A 19538-nucleotide genomic window follows, 5' to 3' on the forward strand; every position below is an offset into this window, starting at 1 on the left:
ATTCTCAGCCACCGGTACCCACTCCCCCCACCGTTCCCGCCAGCGAGGCCCGCATGACCTTGCCGGACTGGGTGCGCGGAATCTCCGCGACGATCACGATCGACGACGGTCGCGCCGCCGACTCGGACTCGCCCCGGAAATGCGCCGCGACCGCCTGCTTGAGCTTGCGGGCCTCGGCGTCGTCAAGACGCTTCGACGGGACGACGGCCAAACCGACCAGTGCCCCGAATTCGGGGTCCGGGATTTCATAGCACGCGGCCTCGCGCACACCCGGCACGCGTTCGGCGATTCGATCCACCTCGTCCGGCGCGATGTTCACGCCGCCGGAGATGAACATCTCCGACGATCTGCCTTTGATATAGAAGAAGCCGTCGTCGTGCCGCTCCAGCAGGTCGCCGGTGTTGACCCAGCCGTCGACCAGTACCTCCTGGGTACGGACGGGATTGTTCCAGTACCCCAACATGTTTGCCGGTGACTTGATCCACAGCGTCCCGAACGAGGCAGACGGTGCCGCGTCCGGGTCCGTGGGGGCGCCGCCGTCCGGGCCGGCGAGGTAGAACTCGACACCGGGGTAGGGACGTCCCACCGCGCCCGCCTCGATCTTGGCAATCGAATTCTCATCGGTCGGCAAACACAAAGCGGTGCAGCCTGTTTCACTCAATCCGTAGACCTGGGCGGTGCGCACTCCGGTCGCTTCGATGAAGCGCACATCAGCCGCGATCGCCCGCGACCCGCCATATCCGACCAGCCGCAGCGACGGAACCTTCCCGTCACTGGATTTCAGTTCAGCAACCAGTTTCGAGAGGAGGGTCGGCACCAGGCAGGTCGTCGCGACCTCGTTGGTGTTCAGAATCTCCATCAGAGAGGTCGTGTTCTCACCGCCGGTGATGCAGGTTCCACCGCGCATCAGGCAGGTGAAGATCCACCACAGTCCACCGATGTGTGTCGCCGGCAGCGGTGAATAGGTGGTTTCGCCGTCCACCCAGGTGACCCAGTTCAACCCCGTTTCCCGCAGGATGTCCGGGATGGCGAAAAAGGTGCGGTTGGCCAGCAGGACGGCTTTCGGCTCGCCCGTCGTGCCGCTGGTGAAGATCATCGCCAACGGAGTCTGCGCGCCCTGCCGGTCAGGCTTGGCATCGTCGACGTTGTCGATGCTCTGACCCGTAGCCGCGAAATCGACGGCGATCGCCGGTATCGAAGCCGGCAGGGCGGCCGATCCGATCCTGCTGGCGGGCGCGACGAGAATCGCCTCCGGGCTGGTGATCTCGGCGAACCGCGCGATGGTTGCCGGCGGCAGGTTGCCGTCGGCCATGACCGCGATCGCCCCGAGCCGGGCGCAGGCCAGCACCGACAGATAGGTCTCGGGACCGTTGTCGGAGATGACGAGCACCCGGGAGCCCTGCGTCACCGCATGCGCTCGCAACCCTGCGGCGAGCCGCTCTACTTCCCTGACGAGTTCCCCATACCGCAGCGCGCTGCCGCCGTCGCAGCGGCGCAGGGCAACTGCCTCGGGCCGCTGCTGCGCTTGGGCAACCACGCGCTCCAGCACGGTGGGTGGTAAGTGCGACATGACTGTGCAGCTTTTCCTTCCAGCGGGTTCAGGGGATGTTGAGCGCGGCCAGTTCGACCTCCGCGGTCGCGGCTCCGCCGAACTCGTCCCAGAACTCGATGGTGCAGGGAACCGAAAGATAGCGCATCGATCGTTCCATGACCTGGAAGTTCTGGCACAGCAATCGCGCGGAGAACTTCTGCGCGTGGATCATCCGCTTGAACCGCGACGAGGTGTTCTTGATCAGCATGCTGGGCAGCTGCAGGCTCAAGAAATCCGCGATCGACCAACCCCGCAGTGGCGGAATTTGCTCATGCAACACTGCCGGCGCGAAAGCGCTGTATGCGAGCTGATTGAAGCAGATGATGAGTTCGACCGCGTTGAAATGCCCCGTGCTGCGAATGTACGCCGGGTCGCTGATGCTGAAATTTCCGTACGCCAGAACCGAATCTTCGGTCGCCTTGTAGCTGGCGTCGATCAAATAGCGGCACCCTTTGTAGGCATACGGCTCGAGCACTTGCTCAAGCAATTTCTCGTCAATCGGTTCCGTATCGCTGATGTCGGTGAATTCAGTCGTCCGGGTGTACGGGGACAAAGTGATGGTGGTCATGCTGGATATCCTGGTGTGATAAGGCCGTCCAACATGGTCAGACGGTGAGTGGTCAGATGTCCCGCGGCGGTACCGTGTTTCGCCCGGTGCATGAGCACGCGGTTGTCCCACAAAATGATGTCGCCGACTTCGTAATGCTGGGTGTGGATGAATGGCGATTCGTATTCGGCGTCGAGCTGCCCCGTCGCCTCCATGAGTTCCTGCAGCACCGCCGGGTCGAGGACATTCCCCTCTGTGTCCTCGATCTTGGTGGTGCCGGTCGCGCAGATGTACAGAATCTCCTGGCCGGTGTGCGGGTGCCTGATCACCGTCGGCCACTTGATCGGCGGCGTGGTGCGGTTGATCTCGTCCCAGACTTCGCCGATCGGCTTGTAGACGTCGCTGGGACGAATCTTGATGTGGCGCCTGGGATCGTGCGTGCTGAGTGTGCCGCGGACCGCGTCCTGCTTGGTGGCCGGCAGCGACTCCCAAACTCGGTTGAGATCGATGAAATAGGTTCCGCGATCGTGCCCGGGCACCGTCAGCGGCAGCACCATCGAAAAGGCGAACGGCTCCGGCATGAACATGTAGTCGATGTGCCAGAACGCGCCGGTTTTCGGGACCCCTTGGCCTTGCTCCGTGGACGACACAAAGATCTCGTGGTGGTCCTTGTGGTGGTAGACCGGCTCGTAATAGGGAACGATTTCTCCGATCAGCCGGCCGAGGTTGATGAATTCTTCCGGTGTCGGGTGCACATCTTTCAGAACGACGAGCTTGTTCGTGTAGACGATATTGCGGAGTTCTTCGGTGGTGATATGGTCCAGATTCGAGGGATCCAGTCCGGTGACTTGCGCACCGAGCCCCTCACCTTTGACGTTGAGCGTCATTGACGATTTTCCTTTGTCGATTTCGGTTTGGCTGTGTCGTGTCGGGGCCGGCAGCGCGCCTGAACACGTATTGCGCTAATTTGGACCAGCGTGCACCAACCTCCTTGGCTTCGATGTGATTTCTCGAGAATGCCAGTGCGCGCTCCGCGTATTCTCAAAGCATTCTTGGCGGATTCTTGGAGTTGGGGTCGGCATTATCGGCGTCCCGCCGCGCTGTAGGTGTCGTCCGGCCACGTGGTGGGCAGCAACGGGACGCCGGTGTTGTCGAGTGCTTGTCGCACCAGTCCGGCCGGGCTGGTGGCGGCCGTCGGCAACGTGCCGGTGAAGCCGAGCGGACCCGCCCCCTGCCCACTGGTGCTTGATTCCGGTTCAGCGTCGTCGGCGACTTCCAGGTCGGCAGTGAGGAATTCGTCCCGGTATCCGCGTACTCCGGTCTTGCTGCGTCGGTGCCGACTGATTCGCCCGGTGGCGGGGGCCGGTCGAGTTGGCGCTGCGGCCCCGACGCTGTCGGCCATGTCGTCGGGGGATTTGGCACCGGCTTTGGGCCCTGAACTCACCCCGGGCGGCGCCGACGCCGCGACGGCGTAACCGATGCCGGCGGCCGGCGGTGCACTGCCGGCCGGAGCGGACGTGGGTGCACTGGATACCGGACTGCTGGCCGGTGCGCTAGCGCCGGCGACGGCCGCGCCGACCGGTGCAACAGCAGCCGGCAGGTCTGCGGCGACGTGCTGGCCGACGCTGGGCACCGCGGGAACAGCAGACAACCCGGCCGCCGGCCACCCGTTGAGCCACTGCGCCAACACATTCAGGGCCCCCAGCGCACTGAGCGCCGGGGTGAAGAAGGGCAGCAGCAATAGCGCATAGGACGCGTAGTACGGGTACCAGAGGATGTCGTACAACAGCAGGGCGATGACAGCCAGCACGACGGTAGCCCCCGGACTGAACCCGAACTGCTGGAAGAAGTTCAAGAAATAGGTGTACGGGTCGGCCATCAAATCTGCCAGCTCGCTGAAGAACTGGGAGATCGAGCCCAACCCGTCCCACGGCGCGCCGAGCGCTTCCGCGCCGCTGGTGCGAATGGGCGGTGCCGGTGCGGTGGTGGGGGTCGCGGCCATCGCGGTTTCGGTGATGGTCTGGTAGACCGCCATGGTGTCGGCAGCCTGAATCCACATCCGGACGTAATCGGCTTCGTTGACGGCGATGGGAATGGTGTTGATACCGAAGAAGTTGGTGGCCAGCAGCACGCCGTGCACCGTGTGGTTGGCGGCCAGTTCCACCAGGGTGGGCATGGTGGCCAGGGCGCTGCTGTAGGCCGCGGCCGCTGCGTCGTGTTGCGTGGCGAACGCCGCACTGTCGGCCGCGGCTTGCTCCAACCAGGCGAGGTAGGTGCCGTGTGCGGCCACATATGTGGCCGCACTACTGCCCTGCCAGCTGCCCTGGACCTCGGCGAGCAGCTGGCTCAACTCGGCTGCGGTATTGCTGTACTGGATGCTGAGCCCCTGCCACTGGGCTGCGGCGGCCAGCAGCGACCCCGGGCCCGGCCCGGCGCTCAACAGGGCCGCATGCACCTCCGGAGGCATCGCCATCCATATCGGGCCGGTCAGGCGTCCACCTCCTTCTCGCGCGTGTCGGAGGTGTAGTCGTTGCGGGCCGGCGGAAAGTTCCCGCGGCGCTCAATTGGAGCAGGACCCTCGTGCGCAGGCCAGTACAGTCAGATCCATGCCAGTCGTCGACGGCCGTCACCTCGACGGGATCTCCGAGACCGCACTCATCACGCTGCATCAGCGAGCGAGCGAGGCCGCCCGGTCCGACGGCATCATCGACGACCCGATGGCGATCGAGCTGCGGGACAGCATCGACTACGACTACGAGAACTTCGGCCGTACCCATCAAGCCACTGCGTTGCGCGCCTTGGCATTCGACGATGTTTCACGCCAATTCCTGGCCGCGCATCCGCGCGCCACCGTCGTCGCACTGGCAGAGGGACTGCAAACGAGCTTCTGGCGTCTCGACAACGGCGAACTCAACTGGATCTCGGTGGACCTGAAGCCGATCGTGCAGTTGCGCCGGCAACTGCTGCCCGCCTGCGACCGGCTGCGGTACTGTGCTCAGTCCGCGCTCGACCACTCCTGGATGGATCAGGTCGACGACACCGACGGTGTGCTGATCACCGCCGAGGGATTGTTCCAGTATCTCGACCGCGACGCGGTGTTTGCCCTGATTGCGGCGTGCGCCCACCGTTTTCCCGGTGGCCGGCTGGTTTTCGACAGCATCCCGTGGTTGCTGAGCGTGTACTCGCGGCGGCGGGGGTTCAAGCTCAGCAAGTACTACACGGCGCCGCCGATGCCGTTCTGGTTCACTGCCGACAACTACGACGACTTGCGCGCGGTGGCCGGTGTCCGCTCGGTGCGTGAGTTGCCGGCGCCCCCGGGGCGGGGCAGGCTGCTGCGGAGCGTCGTCCCGCTGGCTTACCGGCTGTCTGCGCTGCGCCGCTTGCGGGCTCCGACCACGCTCGTCGAATTCGGTTGACCGGTTTGACTACCGGCGGAAAAGTACGGGTGCACCGGGAATTATTCGCCGCCGTTGCGCGACTATAGAGACATGGATTGCGAGGTGGCCCGCGAAGCCTTGTCGGCTCGCATCGACGGGGAGCGGGAGCCGGTACCTTCGGCGCGCGTCGACGAGCACCTGGGCGAGTGCGCTGCCTGTCGAGCCTGGTACGAGCAGGCAGGCGACCAGGCCGAACTGCTGCGGCGCCTGGTCCAGTCCCGGCCGGTGATCACACCACTGGGCCCGTTCGGGCCCGACCGCATCCCCCGGCCCCGACGGGCCCGAATGGCTTGGCAGCGTTGGGCTTTGCTCGGTGTCGGCCTGGTTCAGCTGATCCTGGCCGTCGCACAGGCCCTGGGCCTGAGTGTCGGATTGGGTCACGATCACGGTGGCAACCCGGGCAGCCACCTGGTCAACGAGTCGACGTCGTGGTCGGTCGCACTTGCGGTTTCGATGATGGGTGCGGCGTTGTGGCCGCGTGCCGCTGCCGGTCTCGCCGGCGTGCTGACGGTGTTCGTCGGTGTGCTGACCGGCTATGTGGTGGCCGACGCCCTGTCCGGTGCCGTCACCGCCGCGCGGATGCTGACCCACGGTCCGGTGCTGCTTGGCGCCGTCCTCGCGATCATGGTGTGGCGAAGCCACCAGACTCCCCGGCCGGCGCCGTCAGATATCGCAACAGAGCCGGAGATTGTGTTGCCCGACAACGCATCTCGCGGCCGCCGGCGCGGTCACCTGTGGCCGACGGACGGGGCGGCCTAGCCTTTCGGTCGGCGGCCCACGCCGAAGTTGCGCAGCCGCAGGCTGTTTGACACCACGAAGAACGACGAGAACGCCATCGCTCCCCCGGCGATCAGCGGGTTGAGCAGCCCGGCCGCGGCGATCGGGATCGCGGCGATGTTGTAGCCGAACGCCCAGATCATGTTGACTCTGATGGTGCGCATCGTCGCCGCAGCCAGATCCAGCGCCAAGGGCACCACTTCGAGGTCGTCGCGCACCAAGATGACGTCAGCCGCACCGATCGCGACGTCGGTGCCACGTCCCATCGCCATACCCAGATCGGCGCACGCCAGTGCCGGTCCGTCGTTGATGCCGTCGCCCACCATGGCCACCACGTGCCCGCGCTCGCGCAGCTGCTCGATCACGTCGACCTTGCCTTCGGGCAGGATGTCGGCGATCACCTCGTCCAGGCCGACGCGAGCGGCCACCGCGGCCGCTGCTGCCGGGTTGTCTCCGGTCAACAACACCGTCCGATAGCCCCGCTCGTGCAGGGTGGCGACCGCGCCGGCCGCCGAGTCCTTGACGGTGTCACCCACCGCGATGACACCGCAGGGCGCACCGTCGACTTCGACGAGAACCGCTGTCTCGCCCCGTGATTCGGCGCTGCGCCGAGCCGCGGTGAGGACGGTTTCCGGTCCCGGGGCGCCGATCCACGACGGTTTGCCGACTCGCACTTTGCGGCCGGCCACACTGCCGCTGACGCCACGACCGGGCGCCGCACGGAAGTCGCTGACCGGTTGGTGTTGGGCTGCCGATGCCGCGATCGCCAGCCCGACCGCGTGTTCGGACGCTGCCTCCACTGCCGCCGCCAGCTCGCGTACCTCGTCGGCGTCCCAGCCCGGCGCCACGGTCACCGCGCCGACCGTCAAGTGGCCCGTCGTCAACGTGCCGGTCTTGTCGAATACGACTGTGTCGACAGCGCGGCTGGCCTCCAACGACTGGTGGCCCTTGATGAAGATGCCGAGTTGGGCGCCACGACCGGACGCCACCATCATCGCTGTCGGGGTGGCCAGGCCCAGCGCACACGGGCAGGCGATGACCAGCACGGCCAGGGTGGCTGAGAAAGCCTGATCAAGCCGTCCGCCAGTGATCAGCCAACCAGCGGCGGTCAGGGCCGCGATCGCGAACACGCACGGCACGAACACCGAGGCGATCCGGTCGGCGAGTCGTTGCGCCTCGGCCTTCTGCGCCTGCGCCTGTTCGACCAACCGGACCATGCCGGCGAACTGGGTGTCGGCGCCCACCGCTGCCGCCTCCACGATCAGCCTTCCGTCGAGCACCGTCGTGCCGCCGACGACCTGCGATCCGGGACGCGCCCGCACCGGTTTGGCCTCGCCGGTCATCGCGCTGATGTCCACCGCGGCGGACCCTTCGACGACGAGTCCGTCGGCGGCGATCGTCTGACCGGGGCGGACAACGAAGCGCTGCTGCTCTTGCAGCTCGTCTGCGGGAATGACCGATTCCGACCCGTCAGCCTGCAGCACCGCTACATCCTTGGCGCTGAGCGCGGCCAGCGCCCGCAGAGCGCCGCCGGCCCGCGACTTCGCCCGGGCTTCGAAGTAGCGGCCCGCCAATACAAACACCGTCACGCCTGCGGCGACTTCGAAGTAGATCGCGTCACTGCCCAGCAGTGCCTGCCAGACACCCCGCCGCTCGGTGGTCGGGTGGACGCTGAAGACGGTATAGAACGACCAGATGGTGGCGGCCGTGATGCCCACGGAGATCAACGTCTCCATCGACGCGCCGCCGTGCATCGCGTTGCGCAGCGCGATGCGGTGGAACGGCCACGCCGCCCACAGCACCACCGGCAGGGCCAGCCCGGTCAGCACCCACTCCCAGCCGGTGAAACGGGAGCTGGGCAGTACCGCGAACAACACCGACAGGTGCGCCAGCGGGACAAAGCACACGGCGGCGACCGCCAACCGGATGAACAGATATCGCGCACGGTCGGCGTCGGGGTCGCTGCCGAGGTCACCGCCGCGGCGCACCTCGGCGTCATACCCCGCAGCGCGGACCGCCTCGCACAGCTGGTCAGCCGTGACGTTCTCACCGGATTCGACGGTCGCGACCCGGGTCGCGAAGTTGACCGAGGCACGCACGCCGGGCAGTTTGTTCAGAGTCGATTTCACCCGGTGAGCGCAGGCGACGCACGACATCCCGGTGATGTCGAGTCGGACGACCTCGAGCTCTGGGTGCGCCTCAGTGGGGGCGGTCGTCGCCGTCATCGTGGGTCCTCATCTCGTGAAAATCCGTTCCGACTAGATCAGTCGTAGCAACCAGCCCGCTAGTTCCCACCTCGTCGTGGAAGTTATGCCCTATTCTCAACATCCGTGGCGACAGGTGGCGACGACGACCAGATCACCCAGCTCGCCAAGTGCGCCGGACGAGGCGACCAGGCCGCGCTCACGCAGTTCATCCAGGCCACCCAGCGCGACGTGTGGCGGATGGTCGCTTATCTCACCGATCCCGCCAGCGCCGACGATCTGACGCAGGAGACGTTCCTGCGGGCGATCGGCGCGCTGCCGCGCTTCGCCGGGCGTTCCACCGCCCGCACCTGGTTGCTGTCGATCGCGCGTCGCGTCGTGGTCGATCAGATCCGGCACAACACGAGCCGGCCGCGCACCACTCACGTGGTCGATCTCGACACGGCGCTCGCCGCCGGCCAGGCGGTGGGCCCGCGCGGCAACCGGATCGAGAACATGGTGGAGATCCGGATATTGATCGACGGACTCGACCCCAAACGGCGCGAGGCCCTGGTGCTGACCCAGATCCTCGGGCTGTCCTACGACGAAGCAGCCGAGGTGGCCGGGTGTCCGGTCGGTACCGTCCGCTCCCGGGTGGCCCGGGCGCGCGACGATCTGCTGCGCGCCGCCAGCGAGAGCGACCGCACCGGCTAGTTCAGCGCTTGAGCGCAGGATGACTGCGGGTGAGCAGCGGCAGCATCCACTCCGGTGGTGCGATCCGGAACAGTCCGGACGAGATCCGGTTGACCAGACCCGGTACGACGACGGCCTTGCCGGCGGCCAGCCCGTCGATTCCGGCCTGCGCCACCTTATCGGCCGGGACCCACATCACCCGAGGTAACGCCGCGTCGGCCTCTTCCTTGGAGAATCCGGCCGCTTCGCCGAAGCCGGTGTCCACCGGGCCGGGGCACAGCGCCGTCACCGAGACGCCGGTGCCCGTCAATTCACCCCGCAGGCTGTGGGAGTAGGACAGCACGAACGCCTTGGCCGCGCCGTAGGCTGCTTGCCCCGGCAGCGGCCCGAACGCGGCCACCGAGGCAACGTTGAGGATGGCGCCGCGATGGCGGTCCACCATGCCCCGCAGGAACCGGCTGCACAGGTCGACGACAGCGGCGACGTCGACCTCGACCAGGTTGAGTTCCTGCTCGGGGTCGGATTTCGCGACGACGCCCGTGGTGGACAGCCCGGCGTTGTTGATCAGGATGTCAGGGGTCAGGCCGAGGGCAGTGACGCGGTCCAGCAGGCTAGCCCGGTCGGTGCGATCGGACAGGTCGGCGGGCAGTGGATGCGCCGATGCGCCCAATCGGGCGGCGATCTCTTCGAGGCGGTCGGCGCTGCGCGCCACCAACACCACCTGATAGCCGCGTTTCGACAGGATCTGGGCGAGCTGCTCGCCGATACCCGACGAGGCACCGGTGACGATCGCGGCGCGGTCCTTACCGGCTGGTGGGAGGGCCATCTGCTGACCGTACCCGGTATCTCAGCAGCGCTCGGCGCCCCGCTCCATCAAGCGGAAAGCGCTGGCCGACCGGCTCGGTTGGCTGCGCCGCACGGCGTGCCACGCGTGGCAGGCCCGCGCCTTGATGGGTGCGACGATGTCAGCGCCACTGGGGCCCGGATTCATCCAGTTGTGTAGTGCTGTCACGGCAGTGGTCCCTCGTCAGTGCGACTCGTGTTGTCCTCGGCGAGTGCCGGGTCGGTGCGGCGGATGAGTCACTTGTTGAATTGCAGTCTGTCCCCTTTACATCATGGCCGCCCTCAGGTGAACAACGAGAGAACCGGCTGTGTGGGATCCGGCACAACTGCGTGGGGCAGGCCGCGACGTCACACCATGCGGCTTCCGCGCTTCGCAATGCGCACTGTCGTGTCAGCCAACGAAACGTCGTGACCCGCTGTACACCGGACGTGCGGTGCCACGGCCGCACCGCAGCCGTCGTGGACGAGCTCCATCGCACCGGCCTCGCCCTGCAGCAGTCTGCCGAATTCGATCAGGCTGACGAGCACCGGGAACAGGGCGCGGCCACGCTCGGTAAGCACGTATTCGTAACGGGTGCGCTGGCCCGGCCGTTGATAGGGCCGCTTTTCCAGCAGGCCCGCGTCGACGAGTTGGCGCAGCCGTTTGGCCGCGATCTGTTCGGTCACCCCGGCGCGGCGCGCCAGATCGTCGAAGCGCCGTTCACCGAAGAACGCCTCCCGTAGCAACACCATCGCTGAACGGGTGCCGATCAGCTGCAGCGCGTGTTCCATCGGGCACCAGTCCGCCGCCGCCCAACGGTCCCGATCAGCTAGCTGGCCCGCTAAGTTCATGTCTGTCCTGTTGTGCTGCAATCGATTACGGATGGATGATCAGACAGTTGCTGGTCGCCGTGGCCAACAGCTTGCCGGTGCCGCTGGTCAGCACCGCTTCGGCGAGCGCGGTACGGCGGCCGAGGTGTTTGACGGTTCCGGTGGCGCGCACCGGTCCGGTGTCGACGCTGATGGCGCCGATGAAGCGCACCGACAGATCGAGGCTGGTGTAGGCGACGCCGGCCGGCAGCATGCTGTGGACCGCACAGGCGGCGGCCGAGTCCAGCAGCGTGCAATACATGCCACCGTGGACGGAACCGATCGGGTTGTAGTGGAATTCGGCCGGCGTCATGGTGAAGACGGCGGTCCCTTCCGAGACAGCCTCCAGTCGCGCACCGATCGTCGTCATCACCGGCGGCGGCGCCACTTCGCCGTCGACCATGGCCTTGAGGAAGTCCAGCCCGCTGCGGTTGCGCGCCGCGTTGGCCGGCTCCAGCGGATCGGCCCATTCGATGGTCCGGGTTCGCCCGGCTCGTCGGGTATCGCAGGTTGTCTCGGTCACAGCGACCATCCTCACCGCTGACTAAACTCGAGTCAAGTCAGTGTCGTCTTGGTCACTCGGCGGTATTCAGGAAGCGGTCATCGCAGCACGTTCGAGGTCCAACAACTGCTCGCCGTGCAATTCCTCGTCGTAGGCGCGGCGCCCGCCCCGCGCCCCGAACAAGCGCTTGGAGATCACCAGGTACAGGACGGCGGCAATGTTGATGGTCAGGGTGGCCACCCTGGTGGTGGTCACTCCCTTGAGCAGGTCGTGAATCTCCAGCGGCAGAAAGACAGACGTAGCCACCACCGCGAAGTACTCGCCCCAACGTTTGAGCAACCAGAGGCCGATGCCTTCCACGATCTGCAGCACGGCGTATGCGGCGAGCAGGCAGGTTATCAGCGCCAGCGTGGAAGGCTTTGCCGCCAAGGCCTTTTCCAGCTCGTGGATGGCCGACATCTGATCGACCTTGAAGCCGGCGGCGCGAAAGATCGGCAAGTCGCGATCGAGGGTGGCCTGAATGGCTCCGCGCGATCCGCGAAACGTCCAGACCGCCCACGCAGCCAGACCCAGAATCACAGCGCGCCCGAGTCTTTCGACGGCCAGTGCACGGATGATGATGGCTTGACGCAGGGCCTTGCCGCGCATGATCAACGGCGCGTCCTCCGGGCGCCCGCGACCGTGCGGCTCGCCGAGCGCGAAATCACCACAGCGTAGGCAGCGCCACACGTCGCCAAGGTTGGTCTTGGCATGCAGCCGGTCGGCCAGCGCCTCGTCGTCGGGGGCGTAGGTGGCGTGGCCGGCGAACGCGCAGGTGATCAACTCCCACCGGTTCAGGGCACGGTTCCTGGCTTTGGTCACGCGCGCTCCTTCGGGGCCGGTGTGCGACCGGTCCGACGCCGGCATGCGCAGATCATTCAATGTGGGTAGCAGACAACGCAAGCGGATCCGTGCCGCGGCTTTACGTCCTTGCGACACCACCGGCTCCTCGGCATCGAACCACTCGACGGCAAGAACCCCCGTTCCATAGAGTGAGTCCTTGAACATTCGGGGCTGTATCTCGAATGTTCGAAAATTCAGGAAGAGGGTCTGTGGCGATGCGGGCAGTGGTATTGCGTGGCGGCAAGTTGGAAGTGCGCGATACCGCCGACCCCCGGCCCGGCCGCGGGGAGCTGTTGTTGCGGACGCTCAGTACCGCGATCTGCGCCTCCGACGTGCACTTCATGGATCACCCGGAATTGGGCGTCAACGACCCCACCGGCCGATCGCTTTACGACGCCGACCGGGACGTGGTGCTCGGTCACGAGTTCGTCGGCGAAGTAATCGAGCTCGGACCCGACTGTTCGGATCAGTGTGCGCTCGGCACCCGCGTAACGGCCATGCCGGTCCGCCTGGTGGACGGCGGTGCCGGAGGCATGCGCATCATCGGCCAGCATCCTGAAGCGCAGGGCAGCTTCGGTGAACTGCTGGTGGTCTCCGAGGCAGCTGCCAAACCTGTCGACAGTGAAATCTCCAGTGACGCAATCGCGCTCACCGATGCCTTCGCCGTCGGCGAATTCTATGTGCGATCGGCGGCCGTCGCGCCCGGTGAAGTCCCGATCGTCGTCGGTGCCGGCGCGGTCGGGTTGTCTGCCGTTGCCGCCCTGGCGAGTCGCGGCCTAGAGCCGATCGTCGTGTCCGACTTCAAGGCCGAACGACGCGAACTGGCCCGGAACGGATTCGGTGCCCACGTTGTGGTCGACCCCGCCGAGCAGTCGGCGTTCGACGCATTCCGCGAGATTCGCAGTCAGCGCGGATTGCCCGGGCCGGCAGTCATTTTCGAGTGTGTCGGCGCCCCCGGCCTGATCCAGCGGCTCGTCGAAGACGCCGAATTCGGCACCCGGATCTATTGCGCCGGCGGCTGGTACACCGGCGACACCCTGGACATCACCACTGCCACCCGGCAAGGCGTCACCATTCAATTCGGTGGCGGCCCACATCCGCAGGACTGGTACGGCACGCTCGAGGCGATCGTCTCGGGACGACTCGACCCATTACCCAGCGTGGGCAAGGTCATCACCCTCGACGAAGTGCCCGACGCGCTCGACCTCGCCCGCCGATCCGATGGTCCGCCCCGGATCGTGGTTCATCCCAACGGAGCCGTCAAATGACTGAACGCGAAGACCGCCAGGATATTTCGGAGCTGTTGGTGCGTTATGCCACGGCCATCGACCGGCGCCAATGGCAGCTACTCAGCACGGTTTTCGCCGCCGAGTGCGACGTGGACTACGGCGAGATCGGCACCTGGACGAGCGCTTCCGCGGTCGCGGAGTTCATGGAACTGGCGCACGCGATGGCCGGATACACGTTGCACCGGCTGAGCAACATCGCGATCACCGTCGAGGGTGACCGCGCCGAGGCCCGCACCTACATCGACGGCCTGATCATGGCGGCCGACAACCAGGGTGGTGTCAACGCGGTCGGCTTCTACGACGATGTGCTCGTCCGCACGAACGAAGGCTGGCGCATATCGAAGCGCCAATTCACGTCGGTGCGCATCACCGCGGTGAGCTAGGAGTGCCGATGAACTTCGCCGCGAAGTACGGCCCGTGGGCATTGGTCGCGGGCGCATCCGACGGCGTGGGTGCCGCGTTCGCCATGGGCCTGGCACAACGCGGGGTCAACGTCGTGCTGCTGGCGCGGCGCCGGGACGTGCTGGATCAGGTTGCCGCACAGATTAATTCGGCGACTCACGCGCAAACGCGGACTCTGGCAGTCGATCTCGCGCAACCGCACGCGGCGACCATCATCGCCGAAGCCACCAGTGATCTGGAGATCGGCTTCCTGGTGTACTGCGCGGGCGCCGACCCGAATTTCGAGCCGTTCCTGGCCAACTCGGTCGAGGCCGCGGAGTCGATGGTGCGCCGCAACTGCATGGTGCCGATGCAGCTGTGCCACCACTTCGCTCCGGCGATGGTCGAGCGGGGGCGCGGCGGCATCGTCCTCTTCGGATCGGGCGCCGGATTCGCCGGCGCACCCAACATGGTCGCCTACGGCGCCTCCAAGGCATTCGACATGGTCTTCGCCGAGGCGTTATGGGCTGAACTGCACGGCAAAGGCATCGACGTCCTGGGTCTCATCCTGGGTAAGACCGACACCCCCGCACTGCGCGAACTCGAATACCGCCGCGGTCAGATCACATCGGCCGACGACATGCCACCCGGCGCGGCCCCTGTCGACGAGGTGATCAGCGAAGCGTTCGACAACCTGACGAACGGTCCGACCTGGATCGTCGGTGCAGACATGCGCGCGGCGATGCAGATGCTCGGATCGCTGACGCGCAACCAGGCGGTCAACCTGATGGCGCAGGCCAGCGCTGCGGCGATGGGCACACCTCCGCACTAGCCTGCCAGCTGATCAGCACCCGTCCGTAGAGCAGCCGGCGGACGCGGGCTCCGGGGAGCACCGCGCGAACGTGCGTGCGCAGCTGCGAAAACGTATCCGGCGGAGGCCATTTGATCGGCGCGGTGTGCTCCCATTTTCCCTTGACCTGGTTGACGACCGCGCAGGCCACCCAGCTGGTCAGGTGCCACAAACTTTCTCGCAGGGCAGGTTTGACGAAGCTGACCACGGCCAGCGTTCCGCCGGGTCGCACCAGGCTCGCCAATCTTGCCAGCGCGGCTCGGGTGTCGTCGATGTGGTGCAGGGCGGCGTTGGACACCACGGCGTCGAACCCGGGCAGATCGGCCGTCATGACGTCTGCATGTGTCCAGCGGACCGAAGTACCGGCAAAGCGAGCCCGGGCACGCCCCAGTACGGGAGCGTCGATGTCGATCGCGGTGACCTCGGGTATTCGAGCGGCCAGGCGGGCGGCCAGAAAGCCGTCACCGCACCCGACGTCGAGCACCTCGCGCGCGGTGGGCGGGACGGTCGCATCGACCAAAGAGTCGTAGTGGATGTTGATGTTCCACGGTCGTTCCGCCGACACGCAGCCAACCTAACCGCTCGACCACCCTATTCTTCGCCTGGGGACGTTTTAGTCAGGACGTGCGCAGAGGAGATGCAATGAGTCAGTACCGGGAAGTGCTGGTCGTGGTCGGCGTGGGCGGCATGGGTCAGGCCATCGCCCGGCGGCTCGGTCCGGGCAAGACGGTACTGCTGGCCGATAACAACGACGCCACCCTGAGCTCGGTGACCGACGCGCTGGTCGCGGATGGGTACGAGGTGCAGAGCCAACGCGTCGACGTGTCGGCCGCGGAGTCAGTGCACGCACTCGCCGACTTCGCCGCCTCCCTCGGCACCGTTACCCAGTTGGCGCACACCGCCGGCCTGTCCCCGGCACAGGCTTCGGCACAGGCGGTGATGGCCGTCGATCTGCTCGGTGTCGCCCTGGTGCTGCAGGAATTCGGCGAAGTGATCGCGCCGGGCGGGGCCGGCGTGGTGATCGCCAGCATGGCCGGCCACCTCTTCCCGCCGTTGACCGCAGACCAGGAAAAGGCGTTGGCGCACAATCCGCCCGCGGAGTTGCTGGACCTCGAATTCATCAGCAGCGTCACCGAATCCACGTTTGCCTATCCGATCGCCAAGCAGGCCAACCTCATTCGGGTCCGAGCTGCCAGCGCACAATGGGGCGAACGCGGTGCGCGGATCAACTCGATCAGCCCGGGCATCATCTCCACTCCCATGGGTCAGGAAGAGTTGGCATCCGCGGTCGGTGACGGTATGCGGGCGATGACCGCGATGTCGGGCACCGGCCGCATCGGCACTCCCGACGACATCGCGGCCGCGGCCGCATTTCTGCTCGGCCCCCAGGCATCTTTCATCACCGGCGCCGACCTGCTGGTCGACGGCGGGGTAGTCGCTGCCCTCAAGGCCGGGAACCGCTGACAGCCCAGCGAACCTGACTACCGTTCGTGGTATTCGTGCAGAGTTTGACCGGCATACTCGCTGATGGTCACGTATCCCCGTCCATCGGGGTGGAATGCGATCGCCTCACCCTGCCGTTCGGCCGCGACCGGCCCCTCCACCGGTTGCTCGCTGAACGGTGACCAGGAGCTGCTGCCGGTGCTGCGGTCCCATAACAGCACGTCGTCGTAGGTGCGCACCGCCAACTGCGACCCGTCCGGCGAGAAGTCAGCGCTGGTGACGAGTTGTTCGTCAGCCGCCGAAAGGTTCAGTGTGGCAACGTGTGTCAGTGTCCTGGTGGCCGGGTTGGCGCCAGCGGTGCTCCACCCGCTGTCCGGTGTCGAATACACCCGGGAGACGTCTCCGTCAGTCTTCTCGATGAGCAACATGTTGTGGTGGACCGGATCGACCGCCAGCGCTTCGGAATTGAGCTTCAGCCCGTTCGGGTAAACCAGTTTCTGCTGCTGGACGCCGGTCAGCGTCGTGTTCGTCGGGTTGTTCGCGGTGCCGGTGACGATCGGCTCCTCGACACGGTAAATGGTTACGCTGCTTCGTGATTGACCGTTATCGCCGATGTCGCCGACATAGATGTAGGACTTGCCGTCCGGCCCCTTGGCCACCTCGATGTCCTCCCAGTCGTTGGCGGTTGCTCCACTGAGTTGGTAGGTGGCCAGCGTCTGGCCGGTCTTGGCGTCGATCGCGAAGATGCGCGCGGTGTCCCCGGAATCGTTGTGCACCCAGTAGACGTCCGGGTTGTTGATGCCCGCATCGATGCCGGAGATCTCGGTCAGATTGGCGTCGGTGACGGTTCCGCCGTTCGACGAAACCAGGTCACCGTCGCGGGCCGCCGCCACGGCATTCGGCCGCGGTGGTTCGCTCGGGGTGCCGGGATCGGTCGGGGATCCAGGGTTCGTCGCTGTGGCTCCCGACGCCCCGGCGGCACCGTCAGCACCCAGCAACCCACCGGACCCGCCAGCGCCACCCGCGCCCGGAATCTGGCCGGTGCCGCCGCGGCCACCGACGCCACCGTCACCGGAAAGCCAACCGCCGTCACCGCCGCGACCACCGGCAGGAGCCGCAGCCATGGCATCGACAGCCGCGCCACCCTGACCACCGGCGCCACCGCGTCCGATCAATCCGGCGCTGCCACCGCGGCCGCCCGCGTGACCGGCGGCGCCCGAGCCACCGTCGCCGCCGTCGCCGTACAGCAGTCCGCCCGCGCCGCCGTCCTGTCCAGTGCCGGGCAGGCCATCCGTGCCGGTGCCGACCAACGGGCGACCCAGCAGAGTTCGGGTGGGTACGTTGACCAGGTCCAATGCCAGTGCGGCCGCGTTGTTTGTCTCGGCCGTTGCGTACGCGCCCGCCCCCGAACCCAGCAACTCGACGAACCGGGTATGGAACGCTCCGACCTGCGCGCTCAGGAGTTGATACTCGCGACCATGCTCGGCGAACAGGGCGGCCACCGTGGTCGACACCTCATCGTTGGCCGCGGCCGGTATCCCGGCAGTTGGTAGCGCCGCGGCGGCGTTCGCCACTGCGAGGGCCAACCCGACGCGCCCTAGTTGAGTTGCTGCCGCCGACAACAACTCCGGTGCCGTTACCACGTACGACATGGCCGCCTCCGTCCACCGCTCATATAATCAATCGATTGATCGTAAATGGAACGCGTCGTTCAGGGGCCGGAAACAGGAAACCAATTGATCAGTCGATCACTTCAGGCGGCGTGAATCTCGGGCAATAGGTTCGGCCCCGCTCCAGGATTCGCCCGACGCTGCAATCAATCAGTTGATCGCATCAGAGCTGCTGCTGCCGAAGAGTGCCCCGGCGACCAGGACCTTGGACGCGCCGAGCGCATCGTGGAAATCCGCCGGCGCCAGGGTGGCTGCCAGTTCGGTCAACCCGTAGATCAGCGCGTAGACAGCCTCCAGCACGGCCTGCGGATCGGGGTCCGGCCCGAGCTCTCCGTTCTGGTGTGCATCGCCGACGATGTCGGCGAGAATTTCGCGGACCGACTCGAACCCCGGGCGCGTGTCACCGGAGGCGCCATCGCTGCCGATGTTCTCGGCCCGAATCGCCCACTCGAAAGCAGCCAGGTCGGGGTAGTCCCGCAGTAGCTCTCCACACTCCTCGAGCACTGCTGTAATGCGGTCGACGACGGTGCCCGCGGCTGCGGCGGCGCGGCGTAACCGTGGCATCGCGGTTTCGGACCGGGTCGCGATGGTCGCCCTGATCAAGTCCGATTTGTTCGGAAAATAGTTGTACAGGCTGGCACTTGTCACGTGCGCCAACTGTGCGATCTGGCGGATCGTCGCCCGGGAGTATCCCACCTCGGCCACACACTTCATCGTTGCCAGGATGACCCGCTGCCGAGTCTGTTCGCCGCTGGCGCCGGCCGGACGCCCCAGCTGCGTGCGGGCCATGCGTCTCGTGTCCTCACCGGCCCGATCGGCCACTCGCAGGTGCTGCACCGAACGCGGCACATCGGTCGAATATATTCGACCGATCAATTATTTCCGGTGTCCGCGGCGGTACCTGGCGTGACCGGCGGCTCTTCCCCACTCGGTCGGCCGGTCGGCGCCAGCGGCGAGCAGACCCGTCGGCGAATCATCCACGCGACGATGAAGTGTGTGGCCACGACCGGCTACTCCCAGGCATCCATTCGCGAGATCGCCCGCGCCGCCAACATGACCAGCGGCAGCCTCTATCACTACTTCCCCAATAAGGCCGAACTGATCCGAGCGACCGGGGAAGAGATCGAGCAGATCGTCCTGCCGCGGCTGCGCGACGCCGCTGCCCGGTCCGACGAGATCGTCGACCGACTCGAGGCGGTACTGGACGAGTCCAAGGCTCTGATGCGCGACTACCCCGCCTTGGCCGGATTTCTGCAGGCCACCCGTGCGCAGGGCACCACGCAGTCGCGTCCCGAAGGCCCGCAGTACCCGGGATCCAGGGCACTGCGCGACGTCGTCACCGAGATCATCGACGACGCCCGAAGCCGCGGCACGCTGTCTCCGAGCACCAGCACGACCGCCGCGACCGAAGCCGTGTGCGCGCTCACCCGAGGCCTGTCCGAGCAGGCCGCGCGGCTGTCGCCGCAGGCATACGACGCCACCCTGGAGTCGATCAAACAATTGCTCAAAGGCACTCTCTTTGGCATCCCGACCGAACGGTGACCAGAGTCTGCCGGCTACGCGACACAGCATTACCGCAGGTGCAGGCACACCCCACCGGC

Annotated in this window: 18 protein-coding genes and 2 pseudogenes; 8 read left to right on the top strand and 12 right to left on the bottom strand. The window is 66.4% G+C overall.

Translation table 11 applies throughout. The annotated features are described in order from the left end of the window. Positions 1–4: 4 nt before the first annotated feature. From fadD10 to AC5Y6Y_RS11605, 4 genes are all read right to left on the bottom strand, one after another. A complete protein-coding gene (gene fadD10 / locus AC5Y6Y_RS11590; RefSeq protein WP_473138823.1) occupies positions 5–1570 on the bottom strand; it encodes a fatty acid--CoA ligase FadD10 in 1566 nt (521 codons plus the stop codon). Between the two features lie 28 nt (positions 1571–1598). Next, positions 1599–2159, bottom strand: a complete 561-nt coding sequence (locus tag AC5Y6Y_RS11595; RefSeq protein ID WP_463827853.1) for an FcoT family thioesterase — start codon at positions 2157–2159, stop codon at positions 1599–1601. After that, positions 2156–3025, bottom strand: a complete 870-nt coding sequence (gene scoE / locus AC5Y6Y_RS11600; RefSeq protein WP_463827852.1) for a (3R)-3-[(carboxymethyl)amino]fatty acid oxygenase/decarboxylase — start codon at positions 3023–3025, stop codon at positions 2156–2158. Before scoE ends, AC5Y6Y_RS11595 begins: the two co-directional genes overlap by 4 nt. Positions 3026–3219: 194 nt before the next feature. Further along, positions 3220–4611 carry a PPE domain-containing protein gene (locus AC5Y6Y_RS11605; RefSeq protein ID WP_499930093.1) on the bottom strand — a complete coding sequence of 464 codons (1392 nt, stop codon included), beginning with the start codon at positions 4609–4611 and terminating at the stop codon, positions 3220–3222. Between the two features lie 133 nt (positions 4612–4744). Between AC5Y6Y_RS11605 and AC5Y6Y_RS11610 the strand changes: the two genes are divergently transcribed. After that, positions 4745–5554 (top strand): class I SAM-dependent methyltransferase, encoded by an 810-nt coding sequence (locus AC5Y6Y_RS11610; RefSeq protein WP_473138821.1) that lies wholly within the window; start codon positions 4745–4747, stop codon positions 5552–5554. A gap of 72 nt (positions 5555–5626) precedes the next feature. Beyond that, positions 5627–5725, top strand: a pseudogene (locus tag AC5Y6Y_RS11615) (zf-HC2 domain-containing protein); the annotation flags it as partial. Positions 5726–6238: 513 nt separating this feature from the next. Here AC5Y6Y_RS11615 and AC5Y6Y_RS11620 read toward each other — a convergent pair. After that, positions 6239–8577, bottom strand: a pseudogene (locus AC5Y6Y_RS11620) (heavy metal translocating P-type ATPase). 105 nt (positions 8578–8682) lie between these two features. Between AC5Y6Y_RS11620 and sigC the strand changes: the two are divergent. After that, the gene (sigC, locus tag AC5Y6Y_RS11625) at positions 8683–9249 is read left to right on the top strand and encodes an RNA polymerase sigma factor SigC (RefSeq protein WP_473138820.1); all 567 of its coding nucleotides are present in this window, start codon (positions 8683–8685) and stop codon (positions 9247–9249) included. A gap of 1 nt (position 9250) precedes the next feature. Here the strand turns inward: sigC and AC5Y6Y_RS11630 are convergent, their stop codons facing one another. The 4 genes from AC5Y6Y_RS11630 to AC5Y6Y_RS11645 form a co-directional block, all read right to left on the bottom strand. After that, positions 9251–10054: an SDR family NAD(P)-dependent oxidoreductase gene (locus AC5Y6Y_RS11630; protein ID WP_473138819.1), complete on the bottom strand. Its 804-nt coding sequence runs from the start codon at positions 10052–10054 to the stop codon at positions 9251–9253. A gap of 365 nt (positions 10055–10419) precedes the next feature. Next, positions 10420–10902: a winged helix-turn-helix transcriptional regulator gene (locus tag AC5Y6Y_RS11635; RefSeq protein WP_473138818.1), complete on the bottom strand. Its 483-nt coding sequence runs from the start codon at positions 10900–10902 to the stop codon at positions 10420–10422. A gap of 25 nt (positions 10903–10927) precedes the next feature. After that, positions 10928–11443, bottom strand: coding sequence for a PaaI family thioesterase (locus AC5Y6Y_RS11640; RefSeq protein ID WP_473138817.1), 516 nt, complete (start codon positions 11441–11443; stop codon positions 10928–10930). A 66-nt stretch (positions 11444–11509) separates the two neighbouring features. Next, complete coding sequence (locus tag AC5Y6Y_RS11645) at positions 11510–12283, bottom strand: DUF2127 domain-containing protein (RefSeq protein WP_463828015.1); 774 nt, start codon at positions 12281–12283, stop codon at positions 11510–11512. A 245-nt stretch (positions 12284–12528) separates the two neighbouring features. On the opposite strand from AC5Y6Y_RS11645, the gene AC5Y6Y_RS11650 reads away from it, so the two are divergent. Genes AC5Y6Y_RS11650 through AC5Y6Y_RS11660 form a run of 3 tightly spaced genes read left to right on the top strand, consistent with a single transcriptional unit; the run spans position 12529 to position 14806 of the window. Further along, positions 12529–13572, top strand: a complete 1044-nt coding sequence (locus AC5Y6Y_RS11650; RefSeq protein ID WP_473138939.1) for a zinc-binding dehydrogenase — start codon at positions 12529–12531, stop codon at positions 13570–13572. Beyond that, a complete protein-coding gene (locus AC5Y6Y_RS11655) occupies positions 13569–13976 on the top strand; it encodes a nuclear transport factor 2 family protein (RefSeq protein WP_499930094.1) in 408 nt (135 codons plus the stop codon). Before AC5Y6Y_RS11650 ends, AC5Y6Y_RS11655 begins: the two co-directional genes overlap by 4 nt. Before the next feature lie 8 nt (positions 13977–13984). Then, entirely contained in the window at positions 13985–14806 is an 822-nt protein-coding gene (locus AC5Y6Y_RS11660; RefSeq protein ID WP_473138815.1) for an SDR family NAD(P)-dependent oxidoreductase, read from the top strand. Here AC5Y6Y_RS11660 and AC5Y6Y_RS11665 read toward each other — a convergent pair. After that, on the bottom strand, positions 14754–15389 hold the full coding sequence (locus AC5Y6Y_RS11665) for a class I SAM-dependent methyltransferase (RefSeq protein WP_473138814.1): 636 nt from the start codon (positions 15387–15389) through the stop codon (positions 14754–14756). The genes AC5Y6Y_RS11660 and AC5Y6Y_RS11665 overlap by 53 nt on opposite strands. A gap of 77 nt (positions 15390–15466) precedes the next feature. Between AC5Y6Y_RS11665 and AC5Y6Y_RS11670 the strand changes: the two genes are divergently transcribed. Continuing rightward, entirely contained in the window at positions 15467–16288 is an 822-nt protein-coding gene (locus tag AC5Y6Y_RS11670; protein ID WP_473138813.1) for an SDR family oxidoreductase, read from the top strand. 17 nt (positions 16289–16305) lie between these two features. Here AC5Y6Y_RS11670 and AC5Y6Y_RS11675 read toward each other — a convergent pair whose 3' ends face one another. Both AC5Y6Y_RS11675 and AC5Y6Y_RS11680 read right to left on the bottom strand, forming a co-directional pair. Next, positions 16306–17919: a PE domain-containing protein gene (locus tag AC5Y6Y_RS11675; protein WP_473138812.1), complete on the bottom strand. Its 1614-nt coding sequence runs from the start codon at positions 17917–17919 to the stop codon at positions 16306–16308. Between the two features lie 168 nt (positions 17920–18087). Beyond that, a complete protein-coding gene (locus tag AC5Y6Y_RS11680; RefSeq protein WP_473138811.1) occupies positions 18088–18726 on the bottom strand; it encodes a TetR/AcrR family transcriptional regulator in 639 nt (212 codons plus the stop codon). A 117-nt stretch (positions 18727–18843) separates the two neighbouring features. Between AC5Y6Y_RS11680 and AC5Y6Y_RS11685 the strand changes: the two genes are divergently transcribed. After that, entirely contained in the window at positions 18844–19479 is a 636-nt protein-coding gene (locus tag AC5Y6Y_RS11685) for a TetR/AcrR family transcriptional regulator (RefSeq protein WP_463827839.1), read from the top strand. Positions 19480–19538: the final 59 nt, after the last annotated feature.

It is taken from the genome of Mycobacterium sp. NGS24 (genome assembly GCF_059813065.1).